The 26,151-nt window shown below is 36.5% G+C and carries 28 protein-coding genes and 1 other RNA gene; 22 read left to right on the top strand and 7 right to left on the bottom strand.

Annotation, left to right across the window (positions count from 1 at the left end; genetic code table 11):
* Positions 1 to 447, top strand: coding sequence for an SRPBCC family protein (locus BW964_RS01475; protein ID WP_076505386.1), 447 nt, complete (start codon positions 1 to 3; stop codon positions 445 to 447).
* A gap of 315 nt (positions 448 to 762) precedes the next feature.
* Positions 763 to 1,449 carry a metal-dependent hydrolase gene (locus BW964_RS01470; protein WP_076505384.1) on the top strand — a complete coding sequence of 229 codons (687 nt, stop codon included), beginning with the start codon at positions 763 to 765 and terminating at the stop codon, positions 1,447 to 1,449.
* Between the two features lie 105 nt (positions 1,450 to 1,554).
* Here the strand turns inward: BW964_RS01470 and ffs are convergent.
* An RNA gene (gene ffs, locus BW964_RS01465) (signal recognition particle sRNA small type) lies at positions 1,555 to 1,652 on the bottom strand.
* Between the two features lie 130 nt (positions 1,653 to 1,782).
* On the opposite strand from ffs, the gene BW964_RS01460 reads away from it, so the two are divergent.
* From BW964_RS01460 to BW964_RS01395, 13 genes are all read left to right on the top strand, one after another.
* Positions 1,783 to 2,382, top strand: a complete 600-nt coding sequence (locus BW964_RS01460; RefSeq protein ID WP_076504130.1) for a DUF4199 domain-containing protein — start codon at positions 1,783 to 1,785, stop codon at positions 2,380 to 2,382.
* A gap of 15 nt (positions 2,383 to 2,397) precedes the next feature.
* A complete protein-coding gene (locus tag BW964_RS01455) occupies positions 2,398 to 3,348 on the top strand; it encodes a glycosyltransferase family 2 protein (RefSeq protein ID WP_076504128.1) in 951 nt (316 codons plus the stop codon).
* A 505-nt stretch (positions 3,349 to 3,853) separates the two neighbouring features.
* Positions 3,854 to 4,231 carry a hypothetical protein gene (locus tag BW964_RS01450; RefSeq protein ID WP_076504127.1) on the top strand — a complete coding sequence of 126 codons (378 nt, stop codon included), beginning with the start codon at positions 3,854 to 3,856 and terminating at the stop codon, positions 4,229 to 4,231.
* 18 nt (positions 4,232 to 4,249) lie between these two features.
* Positions 4,250 to 4,927, top strand: coding sequence for a DUF3667 domain-containing protein (locus tag BW964_RS01445; RefSeq protein ID WP_076504125.1), 678 nt, complete (start codon positions 4,250 to 4,252; stop codon positions 4,925 to 4,927).
* A 57-nt stretch (positions 4,928 to 4,984) separates the two neighbouring features.
* The gene (locus tag BW964_RS01440; RefSeq protein WP_076504124.1) at positions 4,985 to 5,686 is read left to right on the top strand and encodes a GIN domain-containing protein; all 702 of its coding nucleotides are present in this window, start codon (positions 4,985 to 4,987) and stop codon (positions 5,684 to 5,686) included.
* Between the two features lie 34 nt (positions 5,687 to 5,720).
* The gene (locus BW964_RS01435) at positions 5,721 to 5,954 is read left to right on the top strand and encodes a four helix bundle protein (protein ID WP_084175508.1); all 234 of its coding nucleotides are present in this window, start codon (positions 5,721 to 5,723) and stop codon (positions 5,952 to 5,954) included.
* A 202-nt stretch (positions 5,955 to 6,156) separates the two neighbouring features.
* On the top strand, positions 6,157 to 7,872 hold the full coding sequence (locus tag BW964_RS01425; protein ID WP_076504119.1) for a phospho-sugar mutase: 1,716 nt from the start codon (positions 6,157 to 6,159) through the stop codon (positions 7,870 to 7,872).
* Positions 7,873 to 7,916: 44 nt separating this feature from the next.
* Complete coding sequence (locus BW964_RS01420; RefSeq protein ID WP_167369804.1) at positions 7,917 to 8,792, top strand: hypothetical protein; 876 nt, start codon at positions 7,917 to 7,919, stop codon at positions 8,790 to 8,792.
* A 26-nt stretch (positions 8,793 to 8,818) separates the two neighbouring features.
* On the top strand, positions 8,819 to 10,072 hold the full coding sequence (locus BW964_RS01415; protein ID WP_076504115.1) for a pyridoxal phosphate-dependent aminotransferase: 1,254 nt from the start codon (positions 8,819 to 8,821) through the stop codon (positions 10,070 to 10,072).
* A gap of 122 nt (positions 10,073 to 10,194) precedes the next feature.
* Positions 10,195 to 10,794, top strand: coding sequence for a hypothetical protein (locus BW964_RS01410; protein WP_076504113.1), 600 nt, complete (start codon positions 10,195 to 10,197; stop codon positions 10,792 to 10,794).
* 33 nt (positions 10,795 to 10,827) lie between these two features.
* Positions 10,828 to 11,550 carry a 3-deoxy-manno-octulosonate cytidylyltransferase gene (gene kdsB / locus BW964_RS01405; RefSeq protein ID WP_076504111.1) on the top strand — a complete coding sequence of 241 codons (723 nt, stop codon included), beginning with the start codon at positions 10,828 to 10,830 and terminating at the stop codon, positions 11,548 to 11,550.
* Positions 11,551 to 11,646: 96 nt separating this feature from the next.
* Positions 11,647 to 12,309 (top strand): histidine kinase, encoded by a 663-nt coding sequence (locus BW964_RS01400; protein WP_076504110.1) that lies wholly within the window; start codon positions 11,647 to 11,649, stop codon positions 12,307 to 12,309.
* Between the two features lie 89 nt (positions 12,310 to 12,398).
* A complete protein-coding gene (locus BW964_RS01395; protein WP_076504108.1) occupies positions 12,399 to 12,974 on the top strand; it encodes a glutathione peroxidase in 576 nt (191 codons plus the stop codon).
* 207 nt (positions 12,975 to 13,181) lie between these two features.
* Here the strand turns inward: BW964_RS01395 and BW964_RS01390 are convergent, their stop codons facing one another.
* Positions 13,182 to 13,838 carry an NAD(P)H-binding protein gene (locus BW964_RS01390; protein ID WP_076504107.1) on the bottom strand — a complete coding sequence of 219 codons (657 nt, stop codon included), beginning with the start codon at positions 13,836 to 13,838 and terminating at the stop codon, positions 13,182 to 13,184.
* 158 nt (positions 13,839 to 13,996) lie between these two features.
* Here BW964_RS01390 and BW964_RS01385 point away from each other — a divergent pair, with 158 nt between their 5' ends.
* Positions 13,997 to 14,350, top strand: a complete 354-nt coding sequence (locus tag BW964_RS01385; RefSeq protein ID WP_076504105.1) for an MmcQ/YjbR family DNA-binding protein — start codon at positions 13,997 to 13,999, stop codon at positions 14,348 to 14,350.
* Here BW964_RS01385 and BW964_RS01380 read toward each other — a convergent pair.
* Positions 14,347 to 15,267, bottom strand: a complete 921-nt coding sequence (locus BW964_RS01380; protein ID WP_076504104.1) for a bifunctional riboflavin kinase/FAD synthetase — start codon at positions 15,265 to 15,267, stop codon at positions 14,347 to 14,349. The two genes, BW964_RS01385 and BW964_RS01380, sit on opposite strands and share 4 nt — an antisense overlap.
* 213 nt (positions 15,268 to 15,480) lie before the next feature.
* On the opposite strand from BW964_RS01380, the gene atpD reads away from it, so the two are divergent.
* The 3 genes from atpD to BW964_RS01365 all read left to right on the top strand — a co-directional run bounded on the left by atpD (position 15,481) and on the right by BW964_RS01365 (position 18,256).
* On the top strand, positions 15,481 to 16,989 hold the full coding sequence (gene atpD / locus BW964_RS01375; RefSeq protein WP_034745036.1) for a F0F1 ATP synthase subunit beta: 1,509 nt from the start codon (positions 15,481 to 15,483) through the stop codon (positions 16,987 to 16,989).
* An 83-nt stretch (positions 16,990 to 17,072) separates the two neighbouring features.
* Positions 17,073 to 17,354 (top strand): FoF1 ATP synthase subunit delta/epsilon, encoded by a 282-nt coding sequence (locus BW964_RS01370; protein WP_076504102.1) that lies wholly within the window; start codon positions 17,073 to 17,075, stop codon positions 17,352 to 17,354.
* Between the two features lie 80 nt (positions 17,355 to 17,434).
* A complete protein-coding gene (locus BW964_RS01365; protein ID WP_076504101.1) occupies positions 17,435 to 18,256 on the top strand; it encodes a hypothetical protein in 822 nt (273 codons plus the stop codon).
* Between the two features lie 78 nt (positions 18,257 to 18,334).
* On the opposite strand, the gene BW964_RS01360 is transcribed toward BW964_RS01365, so the two are convergent.
* A complete protein-coding gene (locus BW964_RS01360) occupies positions 18,335 to 20,527 on the bottom strand; it encodes a B12-binding domain-containing radical SAM protein (RefSeq protein WP_076505383.1) in 2,193 nt (730 codons plus the stop codon).
* Between the two features lie 238 nt (positions 20,528 to 20,765).
* On the opposite strand from BW964_RS01360, the gene BW964_RS01355 reads away from it, so the two are divergent.
* The 3 genes from BW964_RS01355 (at position 20,766) to BW964_RS01345 (ending at position 22,637) form a co-directional block, all read left to right on the top strand.
* Positions 20,766 to 21,353 (top strand): Crp/Fnr family transcriptional regulator, encoded by a 588-nt coding sequence (locus BW964_RS01355; RefSeq protein WP_076504099.1) that lies wholly within the window; start codon positions 20,766 to 20,768, stop codon positions 21,351 to 21,353.
* A 130-nt stretch (positions 21,354 to 21,483) separates the two neighbouring features.
* A complete protein-coding gene (locus tag BW964_RS01350) occupies positions 21,484 to 22,134 on the top strand; it encodes an NADPH-dependent F420 reductase (protein ID WP_076504098.1) in 651 nt (216 codons plus the stop codon).
* Positions 22,135 to 22,247: 113 nt separating this feature from the next.
* On the top strand, positions 22,248 to 22,637 hold the full coding sequence (locus tag BW964_RS01345; protein ID WP_076505381.1) for a YybH family protein: 390 nt from the start codon (positions 22,248 to 22,250) through the stop codon (positions 22,635 to 22,637).
* A 19-nt stretch (positions 22,638 to 22,656) separates the two neighbouring features.
* Here the strand turns inward: BW964_RS01345 and BW964_RS01340 are convergent, their stop codons facing one another.
* The 3 genes from BW964_RS01340 to BW964_RS01330 all read right to left on the bottom strand — a co-directional run bounded on the left by BW964_RS01340 (position 22,657) and on the right by BW964_RS01330 (position 26,006).
* Positions 22,657 to 23,559, bottom strand: a complete 903-nt coding sequence (locus tag BW964_RS01340) for a DMT family transporter (protein WP_076504096.1) — start codon at positions 23,557 to 23,559, stop codon at positions 22,657 to 22,659.
* A gap of 70 nt (positions 23,560 to 23,629) precedes the next feature.
* Entirely contained in the window at positions 23,630 to 24,892 is a 1,263-nt protein-coding gene (locus tag BW964_RS01335; protein ID WP_073334486.1) for an aminotransferase class I/II-fold pyridoxal phosphate-dependent enzyme, read from the bottom strand.
* A gap of 76 nt (positions 24,893 to 24,968) precedes the next feature.
* Positions 24,969 to 26,006 carry a PLP-dependent cysteine synthase family protein gene (locus tag BW964_RS01330; protein ID WP_076504094.1) on the bottom strand — a complete coding sequence of 346 codons (1,038 nt, stop codon included), beginning with the start codon at positions 26,004 to 26,006 and terminating at the stop codon, positions 24,969 to 24,971.
* Positions 26,007 to 26,151 lie beyond the last annotated feature (145 nt).

Genomic DNA, 26,151 nt, shown 5'->3' with positions numbered 1-26,151 from the left:
ATGAGTACAAATATCTACGTTGAAGCTCAAATGCTTATCAGAAAACCCATTGAAGAGGTTTTTGAAGCATTTACCCATCCTGAAATAACCACTCAGTTCTGGTTTACCAGATCTACCGGAAAACTTGAAGAAGGGCAAACGGTGACCTGGGAATGGGAAATGTACGGGGTGAAATCCGATGTAAAGGTTCATCAGATCATTCCCAATCGCCAGATCAAAACAGAATGGGGAAACCCTGCTGTTAACGTAGACTATGAATTCAAAACAATGGAGAAAGGAACGCTCGTTACGATTAAAAGCTATGGTTTCGCCCAATCAGGCGAAGATCTGCTGAGAACAGTTAATGATAATACAGGTGGCTTTACAACGGTTTTAGACGGATGTAAAGCCTATCTTGAACATGGAATCAAATTGAATCTGATTGAGGATAAATTTCCTCAGAAATAGACGATGAATGAGGAATGTAGTGTATAAGGTAACTTCTTGTTTATCTGTTATTTTAACTTTATTTCTAATGTACGATTTGATTAGAGAATTACGCGAAGGCATGTCGGTCCTTGAGATCGATTTTCTTCCGTTTTTAACCGCTTTGATAGTTGTTGCCAATGGAGTGCTGGCTTTTTTGCTATTGATAGGAAAAATTAAGCCTCAAAAACATTTATTAATTCTTCAGATCGTTGTCATAATACCTACATGCTTGCTGTTGTATCAGATGTTATTCAACTCAACAGTTTCATGTACTTAATAAAAAATCAATTAAAAATGAAAATACAATTTTTAGGACAAAACTGTTTTTTGTTTACTTACAAAGACAAAACAATTTTAAGTGATCCTTTTTACAATTACAAAAAAGCGGAATCAGGCTTTGATATCGCAGCGCAGAAGATTGACTATATCTTGTTGACGCACGCGCATGGAGATCATATTGCCGATGTAGAAGAAGTATTACAGTTTCACCCGGAAGCAACCGTTATTGCAGTTCCTGAGATCTGTGCTTACTTTAAAACGGCAAAGAATAAAGATGATGTCAACTTAGGAGGATCGGCAAAAATCGACGATCTTAAAATTTCCATGGTACCGGCTCATCATACAAGTTCGTTCCCGGACGGAAGCTATGGAGGGGTTCCTGTAGGCTATATTTTCAGACTTCCTGAAGGTAAGAATATCTACATGGCCGGAGATACAGGAGTAATGGCTGATATGGAGCTGTTTCCAAGGCTTTATGGAAACATAGATCTTTCTATCCTTCCCATCGGAAGCCACTACACCATGTGCCCTAGAAAAGCCGCTTTTGCAGCAGCAGAATTATTGAAGACCCCGAAAGTGATCGGATGTCATTTTGATACTTTCCCTGCCATTGAGATCAATCATGAAAGTGCACTGAAGCATTTTGCTGATAAAGACATAGAACTTGTTATTCCTGAATTAGGAGAGGAGTTTGAATTTTAAATAAAGAATGAAGCGTAATTTGAAAATTAGATTGAATATGTTGAAAAGTATAGAAACAAAAAAAGATAATCTTCCAATTACCTTACTTCAACTCAAAATAAAAAAAAATGGCAAGCTACCTAAATCACACCGCTACGACCAATTACCTTTGCTGCGTTCCCACCCTGGAGGGTTCTCAGGAGCTGGTTGTTTAGGACTTGCCGTTGCAAAGGTAGGAATAATTTATAAACTTCAAAATATTATTAAAGAAAATTAGTCGAAAAATAGCAGGATTAAAGCTAAACAGCTGGAATTTAGATCAATAATTTTTCAACTTTTTTTAAAAAATTTAACATGACGAAAAGTCCATCAACATTAGGAATTATACTTTTTATCGCTACAATGATCATCTTTTTTGTAGCGTATTACTTTTTCTCGGGAATCAGCTATTTTGATACCTCTTTGAAAATCAATGCATTTGTTCTCCCAATTGTCTATGCGGGAGGCGCTTTTTGGTCTGTGAAGACTTTCTGGAACAAAAATAGAGTGGTTCGTTTTAAGGATGCCTTCTCAAGAGCATTTGTTCCGATGTTTATCGGAGGGATTCTTTCCATCTTCAGCATCTATGCTTTCCTGAATTTCGTAGATCCGGATGCCAAAAAACTTTTGAACTACCAGTATGTGCAGAGACAAAAAACGGAATTAGATTCTGAGTATCAGTCGGCAAGGAAGATCATGAAACATCAGAAAGATATTGATGAATTAGATCAAAAATACAAAGAGAGGCTGCCAAGCTTTTCTCCGGAAGCTATTAAAGGAAAAGATATGCTTACGGCAAGTCATTTTTCAGGATATTTTGCGGCAATTCTTATATTTTACGTAGTTTTGTCAGTGTTTTTTGGCGCGTTTTTCAGAACGAGATCAGTGTACCAGGAAACAGAAAATCAAGAATAATTTTATTAAAATTAAATGAATTTATCTATAGTTATCCCGTTATTGAACGAAGAGGACTCTTTAGAAGAGCTTTTTTCAAGGATTGATAAGGTCTGTTATTCGAACAGGCTATCCTATGAAATTTGGTTTGTAGATGATGGAAGTACAGATCTGTCGTGGAGTATTATCGAAAATATGAAGGTGCAGCACCCTCAGATCCACGCCATAAAATTTTCCAGAAATTACGGGAAATCACAAGCTCTTCACGCTGCTTTTGAAAGAACAAACGGGGACGTGGTAATTACCATGGATGCTGATTTACAGGATTTTCCGGAAGAAATTCCTGAACTCTATAAAATGGTTATTGAAGACAACTTCGATATTGTTTCGGGATGGAAAAAGAAACGGTTTGACAATGTCATGACCAAAAATGTTCCTTCAAAACTCTTTAATGCAGCAGCAAGAAAAGTGTCAGGAGTTGAACTTCATGATTTCAACTGTGGCCTGAAAGCGTATAAAAAGCAGGTAGTGAAATCAATAGATGTGTATGGAGATATGCACCGATATATTCCTGTACTGGCTGCCAATGCGGGATTCAGAAGAATTACTGAAAAAGAAGTACAACATCAGGCAAGACCTTACGGAACTTCAAAATTCGGAACCGAAAGATTCATCAGAGGATTTCTCGATCTTGTAACGCTTTGGTTTGTAAGCCGCTTCGGAGGAAGACCGATGCATTTTTTCGGAGCTGTAGGAACGGTAATGTTTATTGTAGGTTTCCTTTCTGCACTTTGGCTGGGCGTTTCAAAACTCATTGATGTGGCCAGAGGAATTTACGGACATCTGATCACCAATAATCCATGGTTTTTTATCGCTCTGACCATGATGCTGATGGGAACATTGCTCTTTATAGCCGGATTCTTAGGTGAAATGATCATCAGAACCAACAGGGAACATAAGAATTATAATATTGATGAAGTGATTTAATACGTTAAGCCCATAATCATTAAACGATAAAATCCCCAAAGAGTTCTCAACTTTTTGGGGATTTTTTATGCAATTTTCTTTGCTGGAATAGCATTTTAAATAGCTTTTTTTGGTAATCGCGAAGGCGCAAAGGTTTTACAATGATGCTGTTTTAAGACGCAAGAAAATCAAGATTTCAGCAAGGTTTACTGAATTGATATTTTTACAGGAATAGAATATAGCTGCTCTGTCCATAAACCTTATAGGTTTTATTAACGGTTGAGAAAATCAAGATTTAAGCAAGGTTTACTGTATAAAGATTTGAGCAGTAATTAATTTATCGCGGATAAAATCCTAGCGCCTTAACAACGCAAAATAGGTAAGAATCTTCGCGCCTTTGCGAAAAACCAACACATTAAACCAACTTCATCCAACAAATTAAAAAATACAGAATATGAGCAGAAAACGTAATTACAGAACCATTTCCGAAGCGATTTTTCTTTATATTTGTGTGTAATTTATAAAATTGGTAACACAACAATACAAGCCGGCGAAATTTATTTTAATTATTTTTTCCTTTCTTTTTCTGTCTTCCTGCACATCATCCAAACTTCTGGGATCCTGGGAATTCATAGATTTATATGATGGAGTAGTGACTGAGATTGACACCTTGAAGTCCAAGGAAAATGATTCTAAATATGGAACAGGGACTTTGACTTTCAATAAAGATAATTCCTTTACATCCATGGAAGAATCGGGGAGTTATCAAAGAAAAAATAAAACGCTGAAGATGAAATATGCTGCTGTAGATCCTGTTGTGATGAATATTTCCTATGTAAGCAAAGATTATTTATTACTGTCAGCAGGAAAAGATCCGAAAACCTGGTTTTACAGGAAAAAATAAAATGTACAGATTTTTACAATGAACCCAAAAAGCTGTTTGAACTGCGGTCATGAGATCTCCGGTGAGTTTTGTCCTCATTGCGGGCAGAAAGCAGATACAGCAAGAATCACCCCTCATTCATTGATTAAAAGTGATCTTCTGGGATCGATCTGGCATCTAGAAGAAAGGTTTTTCCGGACATTAAAACACGTCTTGTTCGGGCCCGGAAGAATGGCAATGGATTATATTTCCGGGAAAAGAATTAAATATTACAATCTGTTTTCCTTAGTATTGATTCTATTCGGATTCAATGTGTTAACCATGCATTTTTATTTGGATCTGAGCCCCGCAGAAATTCCGAAAGACAGTGCTAAAATCCTGCAATTTTTTTCTAAATATTCCAAAACCATTCTTTTTGTAATCATCCCGATGCTTGGAGTCAATGCTTTTTTTATTTTCAAAAGAATGAAATTGAATATTGCCGAGCATTTTATCGTAGGAACAGTAAGTCTGTTAGGAATTTTAATCCTATTTTTGTTTAATGATATGGTGAGTCTTATCGGTCTGTGGAAACCTGCAGCAGAGATTTTCGGTATTTTAGACAAGGCTTCATTCGTTCTTTTCATTCTCTTTCCGGCAGTTACGTATTGGAATGCATTTAAAAATTCATACTCAAACCTGGCTTGCTTTGGAGAGTATCGGTACTGTATGTTTTGATGGGAATAGAAGGTCTTGCCATAATTGCAATTTTATATAGAATATTTTAAATTAGATATGAAGAAAGTATTATACACATCCCTGCTGTTAGCGGTGGTTTCCTGCGGAAAAGTTGCTCCGAAGGGAAATATTGAAAGAAAGGACGTGGATGTTTCAGAGTTTGTGAATCTGGATCTGGAAGGAAAGTTCCGTGTATTTTATGCCAGAGGAGACAAAAATTTTGTAGAAATTGAAACCTATCCTAACATAGCCAAGAATCTGGATGTGGATGTAAAAGATAAAACCCTCTTTATCAAAGAAAAAAGAGGAACAAAAGGAGTAGATTTTTATAATGTAACGATCTACTCAAAATATAATCTTGAAAAAGTAGCGGTAGCAGATTCTGTAGAAATGAATATTTCCAGCGAAATTAAGACCGATAACTTTAGGCTTAATTTAAAAAATTATGCTACTTTTATGGGTTCAGTGAACACGAGAAGAGCAGAAGTGGACATGCAGAATAAAAGCCGGGCCAACTTTTTGGGACTGACCAAAAACGCTGTGATAAAGATCTCAGACACAGCCAGTCTGATTGCTCCGTACTGGAAAATAGAAAACCTGAATATCGATTCTAAAAACGGGAATTATGCAGAAGTTAACGTAAAAGATTCTTTAAGAGGACATATTCAGAATACAGCCAAATTGATCTACTATGACAACCCGATTCGTGCCTTTAAAATTGATAAAACAACCCGGGTAGAGAACAAGAAATTGCAATAGTAGAAGGGAAGTTATCATAGGAAAAAAGAAATGGTTGAGTTTCAAATTTGAGAAATTGATGATCTGGCAAAAATCTATGGATTTTGGAGAAACTATTTTTAAATTGTCACAAAGTTTTCCAAAAGATGCAACCCGTTCTTTAGCTGAAACCGTGACCTGCCTGTATAAGGCAAAAAACCGAAATTATATTTCAGAAGAAGAATTCAAAACCTTTTATGATGAGAGTTATAATGTAATGAATCCGATGATAGCTTTAGAAATCAGTTAAAGGATTAAGGATTAGAAGTCAGATAAATAAAAGTAAATAAGAAGTGGAAACATTGAAGTTGAGACAAAAATATCTCCCATCTCCGAGCTTCCATCTTCCGAACAAAAATAAACAGAATAGTAAAACAAAAGCAGGATAGATGAATTTGGATATTGAATTCCTTCCATCTTCAAGCTTCCCGCTTCCAAACTTAAATACACATATGACAACATTAGAAAAAGCGAAACTTTGGTTAAGTGATACATTCGATAAAGAAACAAGAGATGCCGTACAAACATTGATTGACAGCAACTCCCCGGATCTGGAAGATTCTTTTTACAGAGAACTTGAATTCGGAACAGGAGGAATGAGAGGGGTCATGGGAGTAGGAACCAATCGCTTAAATAAATATACATTAGGACAGGCTACACAAGGATTGGCCAATTATATGCTCCAGCAGTTTAAGGGAGAGGAAATCAAAGTAGCGATTGCTTATGACGTACGCCATAATTCAAAAGAATTCGGGAAACTCGTAGCTGATGTTTTAACAGCAAACGGAATTAAAGTGTTGCTTTTCAAAGATCACAGACCCACTCCTGAATTGTCTTTTACCGTAAGAGACAAAAAATGTAACGGAGGAATTGTATTGACAGCGTCGCACAATCCACCTGAATACAACGGTTATAAAGTATACTGGAATGATGGAGCACAGATCGTTCCACCACATGATGAAGCGATTATCAATGAAGTATATTCTGTGAAATTTGAAGAAATCAAATTCAACGGAAATGATGATCTGATCGAATGGATCGGAGAGGAGCAGGATGACGTTTATATCGATGCCTGTATTGAAAATTCAACCTATCAGAATGTAGGAAAAGAAAATCTAAATATAGTTTTCACATCTATCCACGGAACCACCTATACAACGATTCCAAAGGCTTTAGAAAAAGCAGGATTTAAAAAAGTGGATCTGGTGAAAGAACAAATGATTCCAAGCGGTAATTTTACCACAGTAGAATCTCCAAATCCTGAAGAACCTGCTGCTTTGGAAATGGCAATGGATCTGGCGAGAATTACCAACGCAGACATCGTGATCGGAACAGATCCGGATGGTGACCGACTGGGAATTGCCGTAAGAAACCTGGAAGGTGAAATGCAGCTTCTGAATGGTAATCAGACCAATACAATCCTGACTTATTACATTTTAAATGAATGGAGAAAGCAGGGAAGAATCACCGGAAATGAGTTCATCGGTTCTACGATTGTAACCTCTGATATTTTCTTTGACATCGCTCAGAAATTCGGTGTAGAATGCAAATCAGGATTAACAGGATTCAAATGGATCGGAAAAATGATCCGTGAAGCTGAAGGTAAACAAAAATTCATTTGTGGTGGGGAGGAAAGCTTCGGCTTTATGACCGGGGATTTCGTTCGTGATAAAGACTCATGTGGAAGTATCCTTATTGCATGCGAAATTGCTGCATGGTGTAAAGCTAACGGAAGAACGATGTATCAGTACATGATCGAAATCTATGAAGATCTTGGAATGTACTATGAAGGACTGGTCAACATCGTCAGAAAAGGAAAAGAAGGCGCAGAAGAAATTCAGAATATGATGAAAAACTTCCGCGAAAATCCACCAAAAGAACTGGCTGGATCATTAGTAGAAGAAGTGAAGGACTTCAAAGAACAAACCAGCTTCATCGTTTCAAAAAATGAAACAAAAGGAATGAACGAAATTCCGAAATCGAATGTACTGATTTATTACACTCAGGATGGAACCAAAGTTTGTGTAAGACCTTCAGGAACAGAACCAAAAATTAAATTTTATATCTCTGTAAAGGATACGGTAACGTCCGAAGCAGATTTTACAGATAAACTGAAATCATTAGAAGCTAAAATTGAAGAAGTAAGAAAAGATTTGAAATTAGATTAATTGCGGATCTGCAGAAGATGATAAAAAATATTTTAGCAGTCTGTATGCTCTCTGTACTTGTTTTTTCCTGTAAAAAAGAAGTACAGAAAGTATCGGAAGCCCAAACAGCGAAAGATTCAATTACAAAAGCAGGAGCTAAAGAAGACCTGTTTAAGCCGATTGATACGGTTTGTTTACCTGCTAACAAAACTGAGGATTATATTGCTGCCCTTCAATGGTATAAGGAGAAAACGGATAAAGAAATTGCAGAAAACAGTCCCGAACACAATAATAGAGTGTACGAAGATTATATAAAAATAAGAAAAAAGTATACAGATTGTTTAAACGGTTTACATGCAGATATATTAGATCAATATACTGATTATCACACCAGAGAACCGGATACTTATAATTTACCGGATCATGTGAAAAAAATTGCCGGTAAACTAAACACCGTGGGGCTTGAATTTCGTGTATTGGGAGAAGGACTTACCGAAATTCAGTCATTGCCCGGATATGATTATTCTGTTTTTAAAAATAAAGTGACTCCTGACTATGAAAGTTATATTTTGCAGTTGGCAAATGATCGCAAAGAGAACTACGCCATCAACGGAGGTCTGATGATAACCTGGGAAGAACTAGGGGACCGATTGATTGCCTGGGAGAATTTTATGAATAAATTTCCTAAAAGCCCGTTGATAAAGAAAGCGAAAGGAGAATATAATGATTATTTGTTAGATTATATTCTTGGAATGGACAGCTCCCCGACTTATGACAGAACAGAAGGGAAATTGCTGGATGACACCAAGGAAGAATACAACAGGATCATCAAAAAATATCCGGATTCGCGGACAGCAAAAAAAGCAAAAGAACTGATAGCAGCTTTTGATGCGCATATACCGGTGGATCAAATAGAAGACAAGATTAATTTCAGAAGATAATATTAGTAAATTTAAATAAAAATAAAGTGAAAGTTTCAAAATTAGCGGCGAACCTGATTGGTTCCGAAATCGTAAAAATTGGTAATGAAGTAAATGATTTAAAAGCAAAAGGAGCGGAGATAGCCAATCTTACTATTGGTGACCTGAATTCTAATCTATATCCTATTCCGGCATTGCTGAAGGAAGAGATTCAGAAAGCATATCAGAATAATCTGACGAATTATCCGCCAGCCAACGGACTTTTATCTTTAAGAAAAGAAGTTTCCAAAGACCTGAAAAACAGATGGAACCTTGATTATTCCCCGAACGATATTTTAATTACTGCCGGATCAAGACCATTGATCTATGCAGTGTATAAAACAATCGTTGACGAAGGGGATAAAGTAGTGTATCCTACACCGTCTTGGAACAACAATCACTATGCTTACCTTACTTCCGCAGACGCAGTAGAAGTAAAGACAACTCCTGAAAATAACTTTCTGCCAACAGCAGACGATCTAAGACCTCATTTAGGGGGAGCAGTTTTGCTGGCATTATGTTCACCATTGAATCCTACCGGAACTATGTTTACCAGAGAGCAGCTTTCTGATATCTGTGAACTGGTTCTTGAAGAAAACAAAAAAAGAGGCGCAGATGAGAAACCATTATACTTGATGTATGATCAGATCTATTCTAACCTTACATTCGGGGCAGAACACGTAGATCCGGTTTCTCTTTTCCCTGAATTGAAAGAATATACCATTTATATCGACGGGATCTCTAAATGCCTTGCGGCAACAGGTGTACGTGTTGGATGGGGATTTGGTCCTGCTCACATTCTGGATAAAATGAAAGCGCTTCTGACACACGTTGGAGCGTGGGCACCGAAACCTGAACAGGAAGCTACCGCAAAATTCTATGAAAACCCTGAAAATGTGAACGTTTTTGTGGAAGATTTCAAAGGAAAATTAGAAGAAAGCCTAAAAGTTCTTCACGGTGGAATTCAGGATCTGAAAGGAAAAGGTTTATCCGTAGAGAGCATTGAGCCGATGGGAGCGTTGTATCTTACGATCAGATTGGATTATATCGGAAAAACAAAACCGGACGGATCTGTCATTGAAAATTCTTCTGATTTGGTTTTTTATCTGATTAATGATGCTGGTGTGGCATTGGTACCATTCTCTGCTTTTGGAGAAGCAAAATCTGAACCTTGGTTCCGTGCTTCTGTAGGAGGTTTAGCGGTTGATGAGATCAAAGTAATGCTTCCAAAGCTTGAAAATGCTTTAAATAATCTTAAATAATTTTTAACTAATGTAACAATATAACGATGTATCAATGTAACAATTCCTGTATTTACAATATTGGTAAACTGTTAGATTGATACATTGTTACATTAAAAATAAAATAAAATAGGGTCATATTAGTGAAATTTCCCAAAAGACCGTTTCTGGAAACCAGGGTGTTGAGTTATTCAACATTAGGAATTATCATTTTGGTTATTCTGTGTGTATGGCTTTCAGGAGAACATTCGCACAGATCTTTATTTCAGAATTCGATCCTATCCACGTCCATTTTAGCAAGTATATTTTTCTTGTTTATCAGTTCTGGGCTGTATTATGGATTAAAACTGAAAGAGAATGTAGGAAGTATTTTAAACAGGAAAAAAATAAAAACTTTTTCAGATAATTCGCCGGGATTTAATACCCTTGAATTTGATGCTGATCTGGGAGATGACGGATGTTTCAGTATTCTGATTTCCATTGTATTGTGGATCTTATTTTCAGTTGTTATTATTTTCGGACTTTATTTTTTAGGTGTTTTCTTTTGGGCTGCAATTTTGTTATTGGCCGCCATGCTGTACTGGATTTTTTTCAGAGCTTTACGTCTGGTCTTTAAAAATTCCGGAAAATGTAAAGGAAATTTACTGAAAAGTCTTACTTTCGGACTGTTATACTCCTTTTTGTATATCTCATGGATTTACGGAGTTATCTTTTTAGCGAATTATTTAACTCTTAATCCCTAACTTTTAATTTATAATTTTAATAATAAATATTACATGAAAATCATAGCTGTCATTCCGGCACGTTACGAAGCAAGCCGTTTTCCGGCAAAGCTGATGCAGATGCTGGGCGAAAAAACAGTCATTACAACTACCTATCAGAATGTGGTGGAAACAGAACTGTTCGATGAAGTATTTGTCGCGACGGATTCAGAAATTATTTTTGACGAAATCGAGAAAAATGGAGGAAAAGCCGTGATGACCGGACAGCATGAAACGGGAAGCGACCGCATCGCAGAGGCCGTACAGAACATCGAATGTGATATTGTTATTAATGTTCAGGGAGACGAACCGTTCCTTAAATTAGAGCCTTTAAAACAGCTTATCGGCGTTTTTAAAGAAGATGAGAATCAGGAAATTTCACTGGCCTCATTAAAAATAAAACTCACGGAAAAAGAAGAAATTGAAAATCCGAATAACGTAAAAGTGATCACGGACAACAACGGATTTGCCCTTTATTTCAGCCGCTCTGTGATTCCTTTCCATAGAGAGGTTTCTTACGATATTAGCTATTTCAAACATATAGGAGTCTACGCTTTCAGAAAACATGCGTTACTTCAGTTCTTCAAACTGGAAATGAAACCATTGGAAATATCAGAAAAGATCGAATGCATCCGTTATCTGGAATATGGAATGAAGATTAAACTGATTGAAACCAATTTCATCGGAGTAGGAATCGATACGCCGGAAGATCTTGAAAAAGCCAGAAAACTAATTTGAAAATGATACGAATAGGTAAATAAGACCGATGGTGATCTCCGCTTTCTTTGCTTTTTCGCCCAATTCACCCTATATTTGAATTTATAAATAAGATTAATGAAGAAATTACTTTTAGTATTCGTACTGATACTCTCGCAGTTGTCTTTTGCCCAAACCGCAAAAGAAATTATAGACAAAAATATAGAACTGTCCGGAGGATTAACGAATTGGAAGCTTCTGAATTCAGTATTGCTGCAAGGAAAAGTAATCTTGGGAATCAAAGATGAGTACCCGATAAAAATTTATCAGCAACGTCCCAATCTTACTAAAACTGTTATCAGTATTAATGGAAAAGAAACGGCAATTGAAGGCTTTGACGGAACTAAAGGCTATGCGATGAACTATGCTACCAATAAACTTCAGGAATACAAAGAATATGTTTCCGAGAGCTTTGATAACGATTTTATCGATTGGGAGAATAAGGGTTTTGATGCAAAATACCTTGGAAAAGAAAAAGTAGGAGAGATCTATTGTCACAAAGTGGAACTGACCAAAAACGTGAATAAGAACATCTATTATTTTGATGTAAAAACGTATATGCTTTTAAAGGAAATCAAAAAAGATGAAACACTCATCTATTCAGATTATAAAAAAGTAGGAAATCTTGTCATGTCTTTCAGAATTGAATCTTCAACCTCCAAAAAAGATGGTGATTATGTAATGATTCTGAACAGAATTGATGTGAATAAAGTATTTCCACCTAATATTTTTAAGTTTTAATTCAATTCAACAGAGGCTTAATGAAACGTTTAGTGCGTTACATCAAGTAATACATAACTTCGGCAAAATTGCCGGCTAAATGGATAAAAATGAAAAATATTTTTTTACTGCTGCTTTCGTTTGTAGCATTTTTACAGAGTTGTACCAACCAGAAAAGTGAAATTTCTCAAGCTAAAACCAACGAACTTATGGGAAAAACAATATATGATTTCAAAGTAGAAGGCCTTGACGGCAACGAAATCAACTTTGCTGACTTTAAAGGAAAGAAGATCCTTATTGTCAACACAGCATCTGAATGCGGATTTACACCGCAGTATGCAGACCTGGAGAAAGTATACGAAGAATACAAAGACAAGTTGGTCATTGTAGGTTTTCCTGCCAATAATTTTGGAGGACAAGAACCGGGAACCAATACAGAGATCGGTGCTTTCTGCCAGAAAAACTATGGGGTAACATTTCCTTTAGCCGCAAAAGTATCCGTAAAAGGTGATGATACAGCACCTATTTTTAAATACCTGACCGAGAAAGAATTGAATGGAGTAAAAAATACCACTATCCTTTGGAACTTTACCAAATTCCTGATCGATGAAAACGGAAAACTGGTCGATACTTTCGTAAGTACAACAAAACCTACCTCCGACGCTATTATCAAACATCTGAAATAAGATAAAAAGGATAAAATAACATTTCAACTCCGCTCAGTGCGACAGCTCAAAATAGAATGAGAATTGTCACACTGAGCGGAGTCGAAGTGTTTATGGCTGATCAATAGGTACTAATATTCTTCAATTATTTGAATGATTATTCCTGAAAATCCAATACAGATTAAAGGATAAGGATGAAAGTAAATAATTAACTAGAGTTACAATCAGTTACTCATTACTTTTCTCTGCAAAACAGAAAATATTTCCCAGCTTAATGCTTGAATAGCCATTGCTTTTTATTTTGGAAGAATTGATCATTGCTTTAGCTAAAATATCTGTAGGCAAAGGTTTCTGACTTTCCAGCAATCCCAGTTTATTGGCAAATTTTATAATTCTGCTGCCTAAAACTTCTCCGGTTCTCCCGGAATCTTTTCTTTCAAGCATTCCCGGTTTAAAAATAGTGATCTTAGTAAAATGTAATTGTTTTACTGCTTCCTCCAGCTCACCTTTCATTTTAGAATAGAAAATCTTTGATGCAGGATCTGCGCCGTAAGAAGAAACCAGGATATAGTCGTCCACATTATTTTCTTTAGCGGCTTTGGCAAATTCATACTGATAACCGAAATCCACTTTTCTTTGGGCCTCTTTACTTCCTGCATCTTTTAAAGTCGTTCCTAAACATGAAAAGGCAACATCTCCCTGCACTTGATCTTTCCATTCTTCCGGTTTCTCAAAATTCACTACATGAACTTTCAGTTTATCGTTCTGAACATCCACAGGCTTTCTTACGAAGATATTGACTTCCTCAAACTCCTTATCATCAAGCAGTTGCTTAACCAGATCTTTCCCTGTAGCGCCCGTAGCGCCGATTACTAAAGCTTTCATAATAGTTGTGATTTGTATAAATTATATTTTCTTTCTTAAATTTACTACATTTGAATTAAAGTTTAGTGGTTTAATGGAGGAAAAGATATTTCAATTTCCTTCAGCATATAGATACTGCCAAAAATTATTTATTACCAATTGCTTATTGCTCATAAGATATGGATGCTAACGAAATTTTAGACTATTGCCTTGCCAAAAAAGGAGTTACAGAAACCTTTCCTTTTGATAATGAAACTCTTGTCATGAAAGTAGGAACAAAAATGTTTTTGCTCATGGGACTGGAAAGACAGCCTTTAGGCATCAATGTAAAGACCGATCCCGAATGGAGCGCAGAGCTTCGTGAACAGTATCCGCAGATCACAGGGGCATTTCATATGAACAAAACCCATTGGAATTCAGTACGTTTGGAGGGTATAAAAAAAGATCTGATCTTTAAATTAATCGATCACTCCTATGAATTGGTTTTTAATTCATTAACGAAAAAAGCGAGGGAGGAAATTGTAAATAGTTAGAATTGAAATTCCTGAGTAAGTCTTTTATCCTCATCCAATCGTTCAATGAGTTTTTCAAGACCTTCAAACTTAATTTCATCATGAAGAAAGTCTCTGAATTTTACCGTGATCTTTTCATCATAGATATCACCATCAAAATCAAGGATATAGACTTCAACAGTTAATTTTTCACCATTCACAGTAGGATTGGTACCGATGCTCAACATTCCTTTATACTGCTGGCCTTTCACTTCGGTTTCTACGATGTAAGCGCCTTTTTTAGGGAGGAGCTTAATAGATTCAGTATCAATATTAGCAGTGGGATAGCCAATGGTCCTTCCAATCTTCTTTCCGTGGACTACCGTTCCTGAGACCGAGTAGGCATAACCAAGCATTTCGTTGGCTTCTTTGATATTTCCTGTCAGAAGAGCATTGCGGACTTTGGTTGAACTGATGTTATTCTCATGAATATTAATGGCTTCCATTTGCTCTACATCGAAATTCAGTTCTTTGGAAAGCTTTTGAAGAAGCTCAAAATTTCCGCTTTTATTTTTTCCAAATGAATGATCGTAGCCTATAATAAGGTATTTTACGTTCAGTTTGTCAATCAGGATCTGACGTACAAATTCTTCTCCCGTAAGATTTCTGAATTCTTCATCAAATTCTTTCAGAAACAGATGATCAATGTGATATTTTTCAATCAGGTCTCTCTTTTCGTCTACCGTATTGAGAAGCTTCAGATCTTCATTCGGATTAAAAACAAACCTTGGATGGGGCCAGAAAGTGAGGATCGCTGTTTCCAGATTATTCTTTGTCCCCACTTTGATCAGTTCGTCGATGATACTTTTGTGCCCGAGATGTACTCCGTCAAACATTCCTAAAGACAATGCTAAAGGCTTTTGAGAGGAATAATCTTTAAAATTCTTGAAAACTTTCAAAACGGAAAAATTTGAATGCAAATATAGAAATAATGTAACAATATAACAATGTAATCATATAACAATAAAATTGCTTACTTTACTGAGTGAGTATTGGTAAATTGCTATATTATTATATGGATACTTTTTTAAAAAAGTATGATAAAAATCTTTTTTTTACCAATTGTAGGTTTATGAAGAATCATTATATTTGCACCAAGAAAAAATTTAGCAATGGCAAACCAAATTAAAGGTAAAATTTCTCAAATTATTGGTCCGGTAATCGACGTTGTCTTCACAGATGTGGAAGCAATTCCAAGTATTTATGACGCGTTAGAAATTACGAAAGGCAACGGTGAAAAGGTAGTCTTAGAAGTAGAGCAACATATAGGTGAAGATACAGTAAGATGTATCGCAATGGATGCTACAGATGGTCTTCAAAGAGGGCAGGAAGTAATCGGATACGGAAATCCTATTACAATGCCAATCGGTGACGCTGTAAACGGAAGACTTTTCAACGTTGTTGGGGATGCTATCGACGGACTTCAAAATATTTCTAAAGAAGGTGGTCTACCTATTCACAGACCAGCTCCAAAATTTGATCAACTTTCAACTTCTGCAGAAGTTTTATTTACAGGGATTAAAGTAATCGACCTTATCGAGCCTTATGCAAAAGGAGGTAAGATTGGATTGTTCGGTGGTGCCGGTGTAGGTAAAACAGTATTGATCCAGGAGTTGATTAACAATATTGCAAAAGGACACGGAGGTCTTTCAGTTTTCGCCGGTGTAGGTGAAAGAACGAGAGAAGGAAATGACCTTTTGAGAGAGATGCTTGAATCAGGAATTATCAAATATGGTGATGATTTCATGCACTCTATGGAAAACGGAGGTTGGGATCTTTCTAAAGTAGACTTGGAAGCGATGAAAGAATCTAAAGCTGCATTCGTTTTCGGACAGATGAACGAGCCGCCAGGAGCAAGAGCTAGAGTAGCACTTTCTGGTCTTACATTAGCTGAGTACTACAGAGATGGTGGTGAAAGCGGACAAGGTAGAGACGTACTTTTCTTCGTAGACAACATCTTCCGTTTTACACAGGCTGGTTCTGAGGTATCTGCACTTCTTGGTCGTATGCCTTCTGCGGTAGGTTACCAACCAACATTGGCATCTGAAATGGGAGCGATGCAGGAAAGAATTACTTCAACTAAAAATGGTTCAATTACTTCAGTACAGGCGGTTTACGTACCTGCGGATGACTTAACTGACCCGGCTCCTGCAACTACGTTTGCTCACCTGGATGCAACTACAGTACTGGATAGAAAAATTGCTTCATTAGGTATTTACCCGGCAGTAGATCCATTGGCTTCAACGTCAAGAATCCTTGCTCCGGAAATCATCGGGGAAGAACATTATAACTGTGCTCAGAGAGTAAAAGAAATTCTTCAGAGATACAAAGCGCTTCAGGATATCATCGCGATTCTTGGTATGGAAGAACTTTCTGAAGAAGATAAATCAGTTGTTTACCGTGCTAGAAAAGTTCAGAGATTCTTATCTCAGCCTTTCCACGTAGCTGAACAGTTTACAGGTATTCCGGGATCATTGGTAGATATCAAAGATACCATCAAAGGATTTACTATGATTATGGACGGTGAATTAGATCACTTACCAGAAGCTGCTTTCAACTTGAAAGGAACCATCGAAGAAGCTATTGAAGCAGGACAAAAAATGTTAGCTGAAAACGCTTAACTAGAATAAATAGAACAAAGAAAAAAGAGTAAAGATATATTTTCTCTTTTTTCTTTTCTCTTTTCTCTTTAATCTAAATTAAAATGAATATAAAAATTTTAACACCAGAATACGTAGTTTTTGAAGGAGAAGTAGACTCTGTATTATTGCCTGGAAAAGATGGGGAATTCCACATCATGAAAAACCACGCAGGAATCGTTTCTTCTTTAGTCGGAGGCAAGGTAAAGCTTTTTACAAGTTCAATTGGAGAAGCTTATGCTAAAAATTTCACTAAAGAATCTGAGAAAGACACTGTTTTTTCTTATCCTATCAAAAGCGGTGTTGTAGAATTTAATCATGATAAAGGAATTATCCTTTGTGAATAATTAAATGAAAAGCTAAATATATTTTCAAGAAAGTGTAACTTTGGTTACACTTTTTTTATGTTGTGTAAAAGTCTGATTTTATGAAGAAAAGTACAATCATATTCTTTACCGTTCTGGGAATCTTGTGTAATGCCCAGAATTTCAAAACCAAAAGAGGTATTGTAAGTCTTGACGGAGTGCATGTTGCTAAAATATCAAACAAATCCAATATTTATACGTTCATGGATTTGGGAGAGACACCGATGTATACCATGGAATTTATTGATAAAAGTATAGTAGATTCTGTAAGAGATAGTTACATTAAACTGAACAGGGTTTACAACAGGGACAAAACCATAGAGATAGACTATATCTCGCCGTCAGCATTTTCTGGTGAAGAAAAATCTGCGGTTTATACATCAATAAAGGGTTTAAAAGTCATTGATAACAAAGGAATCAATGTCAAAAACCTGGATGAAATTTTCAAAAATGTTCCGAAAAGAAAGCTAGACAGCAAGACAAAAGATGCTTATACCACAAGGAATAAAATTGATAAGCTGAATATTGAGGTCAATAAAGTAGGAGAGATCATCAGCAATGGTGTTCCTGTGGGCTATTTTACCAATCTTCCGGTGAGTTTTGGTTCAGAAGATACGATTACCGATAAAACATTCATCGATATAGAAGTGTATGATGCTAAAAGTAAGTACATTGGAAAATATATTACCACGACAAAACAAATTAAAACAGCCAACGGAAAGATTTTTACCATTTACAGGGAAATGTCTGGCAGAGCTGCATTATTAAAATTTCCAACATATAAAGCTATTGCCGAAAGGATGGCCATTATGGATCCTAATTTTATTAAAGTTCAGGAAAAAGTAATTGTGGGTGATGTGGTGAAAGGCAATGCGGAAAAATAAGAGTTTGTAGTGATTTTAAAGACAAAAAAATTCCCGAAGATTCGTTTTCGGGAATTTTTTATGAATTTTTTCAAAAAATCAGAGACTTAAAATGACTCCATTATCTTTAAGCTGTTGCATAGGTTTTGAAAACCAAAATAGTTCAAAATCTTCAAAATTTTCTTCAAATTGATTCTTAAGTTGTTGAGCTGTAAGTTTTTTAGGATTTTCTATAGAATTTTCTTCCAGCACTCCCATTAGCCATTCTGCCTTATCCTGCTCCAGATCTATCCTGATAATATTGGTTTTCAGGTGGAACGTAAGAAGCGTATACGCACCAGAGTATTTCTTTTTATTTTTTACACGATTCTCAGCGATTACGTTTTTAGTTAAAAAGATCACTTTTGAGTTCCCTTTAAAGCTAAATGAAGAATCATCTAAAAGACAGTCGTGAATATAATCAGGATGAACCTGTGTTCTGGGAATTTTAAAATCAAACCAGTCCTGAAGCGGAAACTCAAAATTGATTCCGTGCATATAATTGAAAAGAGATTTTTTCAAGCCGAAACTGAATTTGCTGTGGTCGATTCCTGTTTTGTCTGTAAAGTCGATATCATTGTTTGCAAAGAGAATTTCTTCCTTCACCGGAGTTACTCCAAATTCTTCCGGATTGATTCCGACAGGAGAATGGGCAGTCATCGCAAACTGATGCCAGAATCCACTTTGCAAAATTCCCATCTCAAACATCTGTCTTATCATTTCCAAAGAGTCTACAGTTTCCTGAACGGTCTGCGTCGGGTAGCCATACATCAGATAAGCGTGAACCATGATTCCGGCTTCAGTGAAATTTCTTGTTACTCTGGCCACCTGTTCTACCGAAACACCTTTATCAATTAATTGTAGCAATCGGTCGCTGGCTACTTCAAGTCCTCCGGAAACGGCCACACATCCTGAAATTTTTAGGAGGTAACATAAATCGCGGGTGAAACTTTTTTCAAATCGGATGTTGGTCCACCAGGTCACCACCAGATTTCTCCGAAGAATTTCCAGAGCTACTTCCCGCATCAATGCAGGCGGCGCTGCTTCATCTACAAAATGAAATCCTGTTTCCCCGGTGGTTCTGATCAGTTCCTCCATTCTGTCCACTAATATTTTCGCAGAAATAGGTTCATAGATTTTGATGTAATCCAGGGAAATATCACAAAAAGTACATTTTCCCCAATAGCATCCGTGGGCCATGGTCAGCTTGTTCCATCTTCCGTCGCTCCATAAACTGTGCATCGGATTGGCAATTTCAATCACTGAAATATATTGATCTAATTTTAAATCCGTATAATCCGGAGTTCCGATATCTGCCTGTTTATAATCGTGTCTTTTAGAATTATTTTTATAAGTAACCGTTTGGTTTTCAATTAAAAATGTTCTTTTAAATTCAGCTTCATCTTCTGAAGGATTTAAGACATTGTTGCAAAGAAGTTCGAGAGGAACTTCACCATCATCAAGAGTAATAAAATCAAAAAACTCAAAAACTCTCTGATCTTTTACCTCTCTTAATTCTGTATTGGGAAAACCTCCGCCCATCGCAATTTTGATGTGAGGATAATATTCTTTAATGAACTTGGCACATCTGAAACCGGCATAGAGATTTCCCGGAAACGGTACAGAAAAGCAAACCAGCTTTGGCTGAATCAATTCTACTGTTTCCTGAAGGATTTCCAGAGTGAAATGATCGATAAATGTCTGCTCGCCAGCGAGTTTTGAATACAACTCGTCGAAAGAATTGGCACTTTTTCCCAGTCGTTCTGCATATCTGCTGAATCCAAAATCAGAATCAACATTTTCAATAATATAATCAGAGATATCTTCCAGATAGAGAGTGGCCAGATGCTTGGCTTTATCCTGAAGTCCCATATTTCCAAAGGCCAAATCCATATCATCCAGCTGGTTGAAACGGGAGGCTTCCGGAAGGAAATTCATGCTGCAAATTTGTCTTGCCAGGGTTGGTGTTTTTCCCTGAAGAAAAAGTATAACCTGATCTATCGTCTTTAAATACTCTTCGCGAAGAGCATACATCCTTTGGGAATTTTCTGATATTTGCTGAAGATTAACTTTTGTCTCAAAAATTTTCCCGATTCCTTTTTTGGAAAATAATGCCAAAATAACATCCAGTCCCAGATCGATCTGATAGCTGGAAATATTTTTGGTATTCAGAAAGCCTTTTATATAAGCTGTTGCCGGATAAGGAGTATTAAGCTGAGTAAAAGGCGGAGTGATGAGAAGCAGATCTTTCAACAGGAATTTTTTCAAATTTATTTACATTCAACCGGAGGACAAATACTTGTATAACAGTATATTAATGATATTGTTAGGGACTGTATCTTTCCTCAGATTGCGAATGCAAAGATAGGCAATTTGTAAGGTATGCTGCAAGTGGCTTATTGATGAATTGAGGATAGAGCATTTCTAATTCAGTTTTTTTTGATATATTGTCATAGAGATTGATTTTATTAATCAAATACACCTGTTCACAATGTCGAAAGAAACCGCTCCCCTTATCAGTTATTTTAAAACCTATATTCCTCTGTCAAAGGAAGAAATTGACGTATTGGAAGAAAGAGTAACTGAGAGGAGAATCAAAAGAAAACAATTTATCCTGCAGGAAAATGAGGTGTGCCAGTATTATACTTTTGTAGTTTCCGGATGTTTTAAAATGTTCAGTATAGATAAAGAGGGAGTAGAGCATAATCTGCAGTTTGCCTCTGAAAATGACTGGATTGTAGATATTGACAGTTTCCACAACAAAAAGCCCAGTAAATTACACATTTTAGCCCTTGAAAATTCTGTTGTGCTGCAGATTGAAAAACATGATCTGTGGTTTTTATATACTTACTATCCAAAGTTTGACCGGAATTTCAGAGTGATCATTGAGCACAAATTTATCGAACTTCAAAACCGTATGCTGCAAAACATCAGTGCTACAGGAGATGAAAAGTATGAGTTCTTTCTTAAACAGTATGGCCAGCTGGCCAACCGTCTTTCCAATACACAAATCGCTTCCTATCTGGGGATTACGCCTCAGTTTCTCAGTAAAATCCGGGCGAAAAGAATAAAGGATTAATCCGTTTTATGAAACTATGTTAAGAATTCACCTTACCAATTGTTAAGATGTTTTCTTAAACTTGTTTGCCGTTTTTTCACCGTTATCTGTTCTAATTTTGACCCATACAAAAACATTAAAATTTACAAAAATGGAAACACAGAAAAAAGTAGCGGTTATCGGATTGGGAAATATCGGTAAAGCAGTAGCGAATAATTTAGTAAACAATAAGCATAACATTATCGTAGCCACAAGAAATGCAGACGAAGCAAGTGATTTTGCTGCGCAGTCAGGTGGATTTGCAAAAAGCACAACAATTGAAGAGGCGATCAATACAGCGGATATTATTATACCGGCAATATGGTTTGGTGCTTTTAAGGACTTCTTTAATGACAACGGAAACAGTTTACAGGGTAAAATCATTATTGATGTTTCCAATCCAATTGCTCCGGACGGAAATGGCGGATTTAAAAAAATCATTGGAGAAATGGAATCAGCAGGAGAGCTGAACAAAGCAATTCTTCCTAAAGGGGCTAAACTGGTGAAAGCCTTTGGAACATTAGGTGCCGGAACACTGGCTTCATCTTCCAATCATGAGCCTGAAAAAGACGTATTATTTTATGCATCTGATGATATGGAAATCAATAAGGATATTGAAGACGTGATCAGACAGACAGGTTTTGAACCTTTAAGAGTAGGAGGTATTGATCAGTCCATCCGTATTGAAGTTTTCGGAGATCTTCATGAATTCGGGAAACTGGGAAAAGCCGTGAATATCGAGGAAGCTAAATCCAAACTGTAATGATGAAAAAAATATTCATCGTTGCTCAGGTTATATTTCTATTATCAGCCTGTACCGAAAAAAAGGAAAATAGCAATTCTTCAATTAATCAATCAACAGAAAAAACAACAACAATGGAAAACGATATAAAAAAGAATATAGAACAAACTCTTCATGCCTATGAAAATGCCCTTAATGCTTCATCTACCGAACAAGTATTACCCTTGTATACCAAAAATGGGATATTCATGCCTCAGGGAGCGCCAAGTGCTGAAGGTCAGGAACAATTGAAGGGAGGTTACGATTTTGTTTTCAAAATGTTACAGCTTAACGTAAAGTTTAGAATTGATGAAATTACCGTCATCAATGAAAACTATGCGGTTGCCCGTACCATGTCTCAAGGAACACAGTTGATCCGCGCAGAAAATAAAACAACGCCGGAAGAAAACCGTGAACTTTTTGTTCTGGAAAAGGAAGACGGTAAATGGAAGATCGCCCGGTATATGTTTAATAAAATAAAATAAAAAAATGCCTGACCAAGCGTCAGGCATTTCGTAAATCTTTATGTTTATCGCGTCTGGATTTTCTTTTGTCAGAAAGGACATTGAGAATTACTCCCAACAGAATCAGTACAATACCGATGAGTAAATTGGTCGTAAATTTTTCCTGGAACATAAAAACACTGACCATCACCGCAACAACAGGCTCCAACGCTCCTAAAATAGCAGTAGGAGTGGATCCGATATATTTTATAGCATATACTAAACACAAGCTGGAAATAACGGTGGTAAGAAAAGCGAAAATAATGAAATTTAGAAACACAGATACAGAAGGAATAGTAAAGGATTCATCTTCTCCAAAAGCTTTGATCATAAAAAATGCGGAAGTGAAAAGCATAGAGTAGAACGACAGCTTGAATCCTGAAACTTTCAAATTCGATTTATTCACGATCACCATATAGAGTGCATAGAATAATGAGCTTAGCATCACAATTCCGAGACCTGCAAAATTAATTTCCAAACCATTTTCCTTTAAGCATAAAACAATCACTCCGGCAAAAGCCAGCAATAGTGAAGCTACAGATAGTTGGGTAAGTTTCTCTTTATAAACGAAAAACATAATCAAAGCGACTATGACCGGATAGATGAACAACACGGTAGAGGCAATACCTGGCGTAAGAAAATCATAGCCTATAAACAAAAATTCTGAAGAAAGGGCATAACACACGCCTAAAACAGAAAGAATCAAAAGTTCTTTCTTATTGATTCTGAAACTTTCTTTAGAATATAAAAGGTATCCGCCAACCATTAAGGCTGAAAACAAGAATCTATAGAATAAAGTAATGTCCATTGAAAAACTCGCCTTCTTCAGCGGAAGGATGAAGATCGGGATCAGCCCAAATGAAACCGATGACAGAATGCCTAATGCATAACCTTTTAATTTCATTCACATATATTTTATAAAAAACCACTGAAATGAATCAGTGGTTTTTTTATTATTATATGATGATATCGTATTACATTTGTTTGTATTCGATATTCATCTGTTTTTCCATTTCTCTGTAATGTCCTGAAGTTAATTTCTCACGGATGCCATCAAAAGCAGCCAGGGTTTCATTAATTTCTGAATCTGTATGAGAAGCTGTTGGGATAAGTCTCAATAAGATCATTCCTTTAGGAATTACCGGATATACCACTACTGAAGTGAAAACTCCGTAATTCTCTCTAAGATCTTTCGCTAAAAGAGTTGCTTCAATAGTAGTTCCCTCTATGAAAACAGGAGTAACACAAGTATTGGTATTTCCAAGATTGTACCCTCTTTCTTTCAGGCCGTCTTGAAGTTTTTTAACGTTTTCCCACAATTTCGCTTTAATTTCCGGACGGGTTCTCAAAAGCTCAAGTCTTTTTAAACCTCCGATAACCATTGGCATAGTTAAAGACTTAGCGAAAATCTGAGAACGAAGATTATATTTTAAGAAACGGATAATGGTTTCATCTCCTGAAAGAAAAGCACCGAAACCTGCCATAGATTTGGCGAAAGTAGAAAAATAAACATCAATCTGATCCTGGCATCCTTGTTCTTCACCTGCTCCCGCTCCGGTTTCACCCAAAGTTCCGAAACCATGCGCATCGTCCACCAGAAGTCTGAAATTGAATTTGGATTTCAGGTCACAGATTTCTTTCAGTTTCCCCTGCATTCCTCTCATTCCGAAAACCCCTTCAGTAATGACTAAAATTCCGCCTCCGTTTTCTTCTGCTACCTTGGTAGCTCTTGCTAAGTTCTTCTCTAAACTTGCAATATCATTATGTTTGAAAGTAAAGCTTTTTCCCATATGAAGACGTACTCCGTCTACGATACAAGCATGAGAGTCAGCATCATATACAATTACGTCATGTCTTGTTACCAATGCATCAATGGCTGAAACCATTCCCTGATAACCGAAATTCAATAAATAAGCAGCTTCTTTCTGAGTAAATTCTGCCAATTCTTTTTCCAGTTGTTGATGTTGCTGAGTTTCTCCTGACATCGCTCTTGCGCCCATCGGATAAAACATTCCGAATTCTGCAGCTGCTTTGGCATCAGCTTCTAAAACTTCCGGGTGATTACAAAGTCCTAAATAATCGTTTGCACTCCAGAAAATTACATCTTTACCTTGAAATTTCATTCTTGGACCAATTGGACCTTCCAGTTTCGGGAAAACAAAATACCCCTCAGCATAATCAGCAAACTGTCCTAATGGACCTGGATTTTGTTTAATACGTTCAAAAATATCTAACATTGTGTATTGTAATTTTAAGTGAAAAGTCTTTTCTGTCACCACAAAAGACTTTATTGGTATCGTGGTTTATGTATTTCTATTTGATAAATTCCGTTTTGAAAACTTCATCGTAATTATGCACGCAGTTGTTCACAAAACCTTGTTCAGCCATCCATTTATCGCTGTATACCTTGGTGATATATCTCGATCCGTGGTCAGGGAATATCAGGACAATAATATCATCCTTTGTCAATTCGTGAGATTGGGAATACTGAATCAGTGCCTGGGTTACGGCTCCTGTAGTGTATCCTCCCATGATCGCTTCTTTAAGGGCTATTTCACGGGTCCTGTAGGCTGACATCTCATCATTTACCCTTACAAACTCATCTACCTTGTCAAAAAGAAGAGCTGCAGGAATTAAATTTTTCCCCATTCCCTCAATCTGATAAGGATGTACATCTTCTTTATGGATTTCTCCGGTCTCGTGGAAACTTTTCAGGATAGAACCGTCAGCATCCACACCGATGATTTTGATACCGGGATTTTTTTCTTTTAAAAATTTACCCGAACCGGACAATGTTCCACCTGTTCCAGTACATGCAAAAAGGTGCGTTACCTTACCTTCTGTCTGCTCCCAAATTTCAGGACCGGTAGTCTTGTAGTGGGCATCAATATTCAACTCATTAAAATATTGATTGATGTAAACTGAATTGGGCGTCTCTGAAGCTATTCTTTTAGCAACTTCATAATATGATCTGGGATCGTCTGCTGCAACATTGGCAGGGCAAATGTATACCACAGCCCCCAATGCTTTTAAATAAGCAATTTTCTCAGGCTTGGTTTTATCGCTTACCGCCAGAATACATTTATATCCTTTAATAATACATACCATTGCAATAGAAAAACCGGTATTTCCGGAAGTAGTTTCTACAACTACAGAATCTTCCTTTAATAAACCTTTTTGTTCAGCGTTTTCTATAATATGAAGTGCTATTCTATCTTTTGTGGAATGTCCAGGATTATATGATTCTAACTTGGCATAAACGGTTGCAGGAATATCTTTCGTAACAGTATTAAGCTTCACCATAGGAGTATGTCCTATTAGGCCAAGAATATTATCGTAAACATTACTCATTATTTGTTATTTTCAATAAAAATCTGACCGCAAAAATACAAAAAAATAAATAATTACTAAACTTTTGTTTGATTTCAAGCGAGCGATTCCGCAAAATTTATTTTCTGATTTGCAATCTTCCGCGAAGTACCATCACAAATAGTAC

This window comes from Chryseobacterium shigense (assembly GCF_900156575.1).
Classification (GTDB): domain Bacteria; phylum Bacteroidota; class Bacteroidia; order Flavobacteriales; family Weeksellaceae; genus Chryseobacterium; species Chryseobacterium shigense.
Note: the sequence above shows the minus strand (reverse complement) of the source record. Positions and strands in the feature narration are given on the sequence as shown.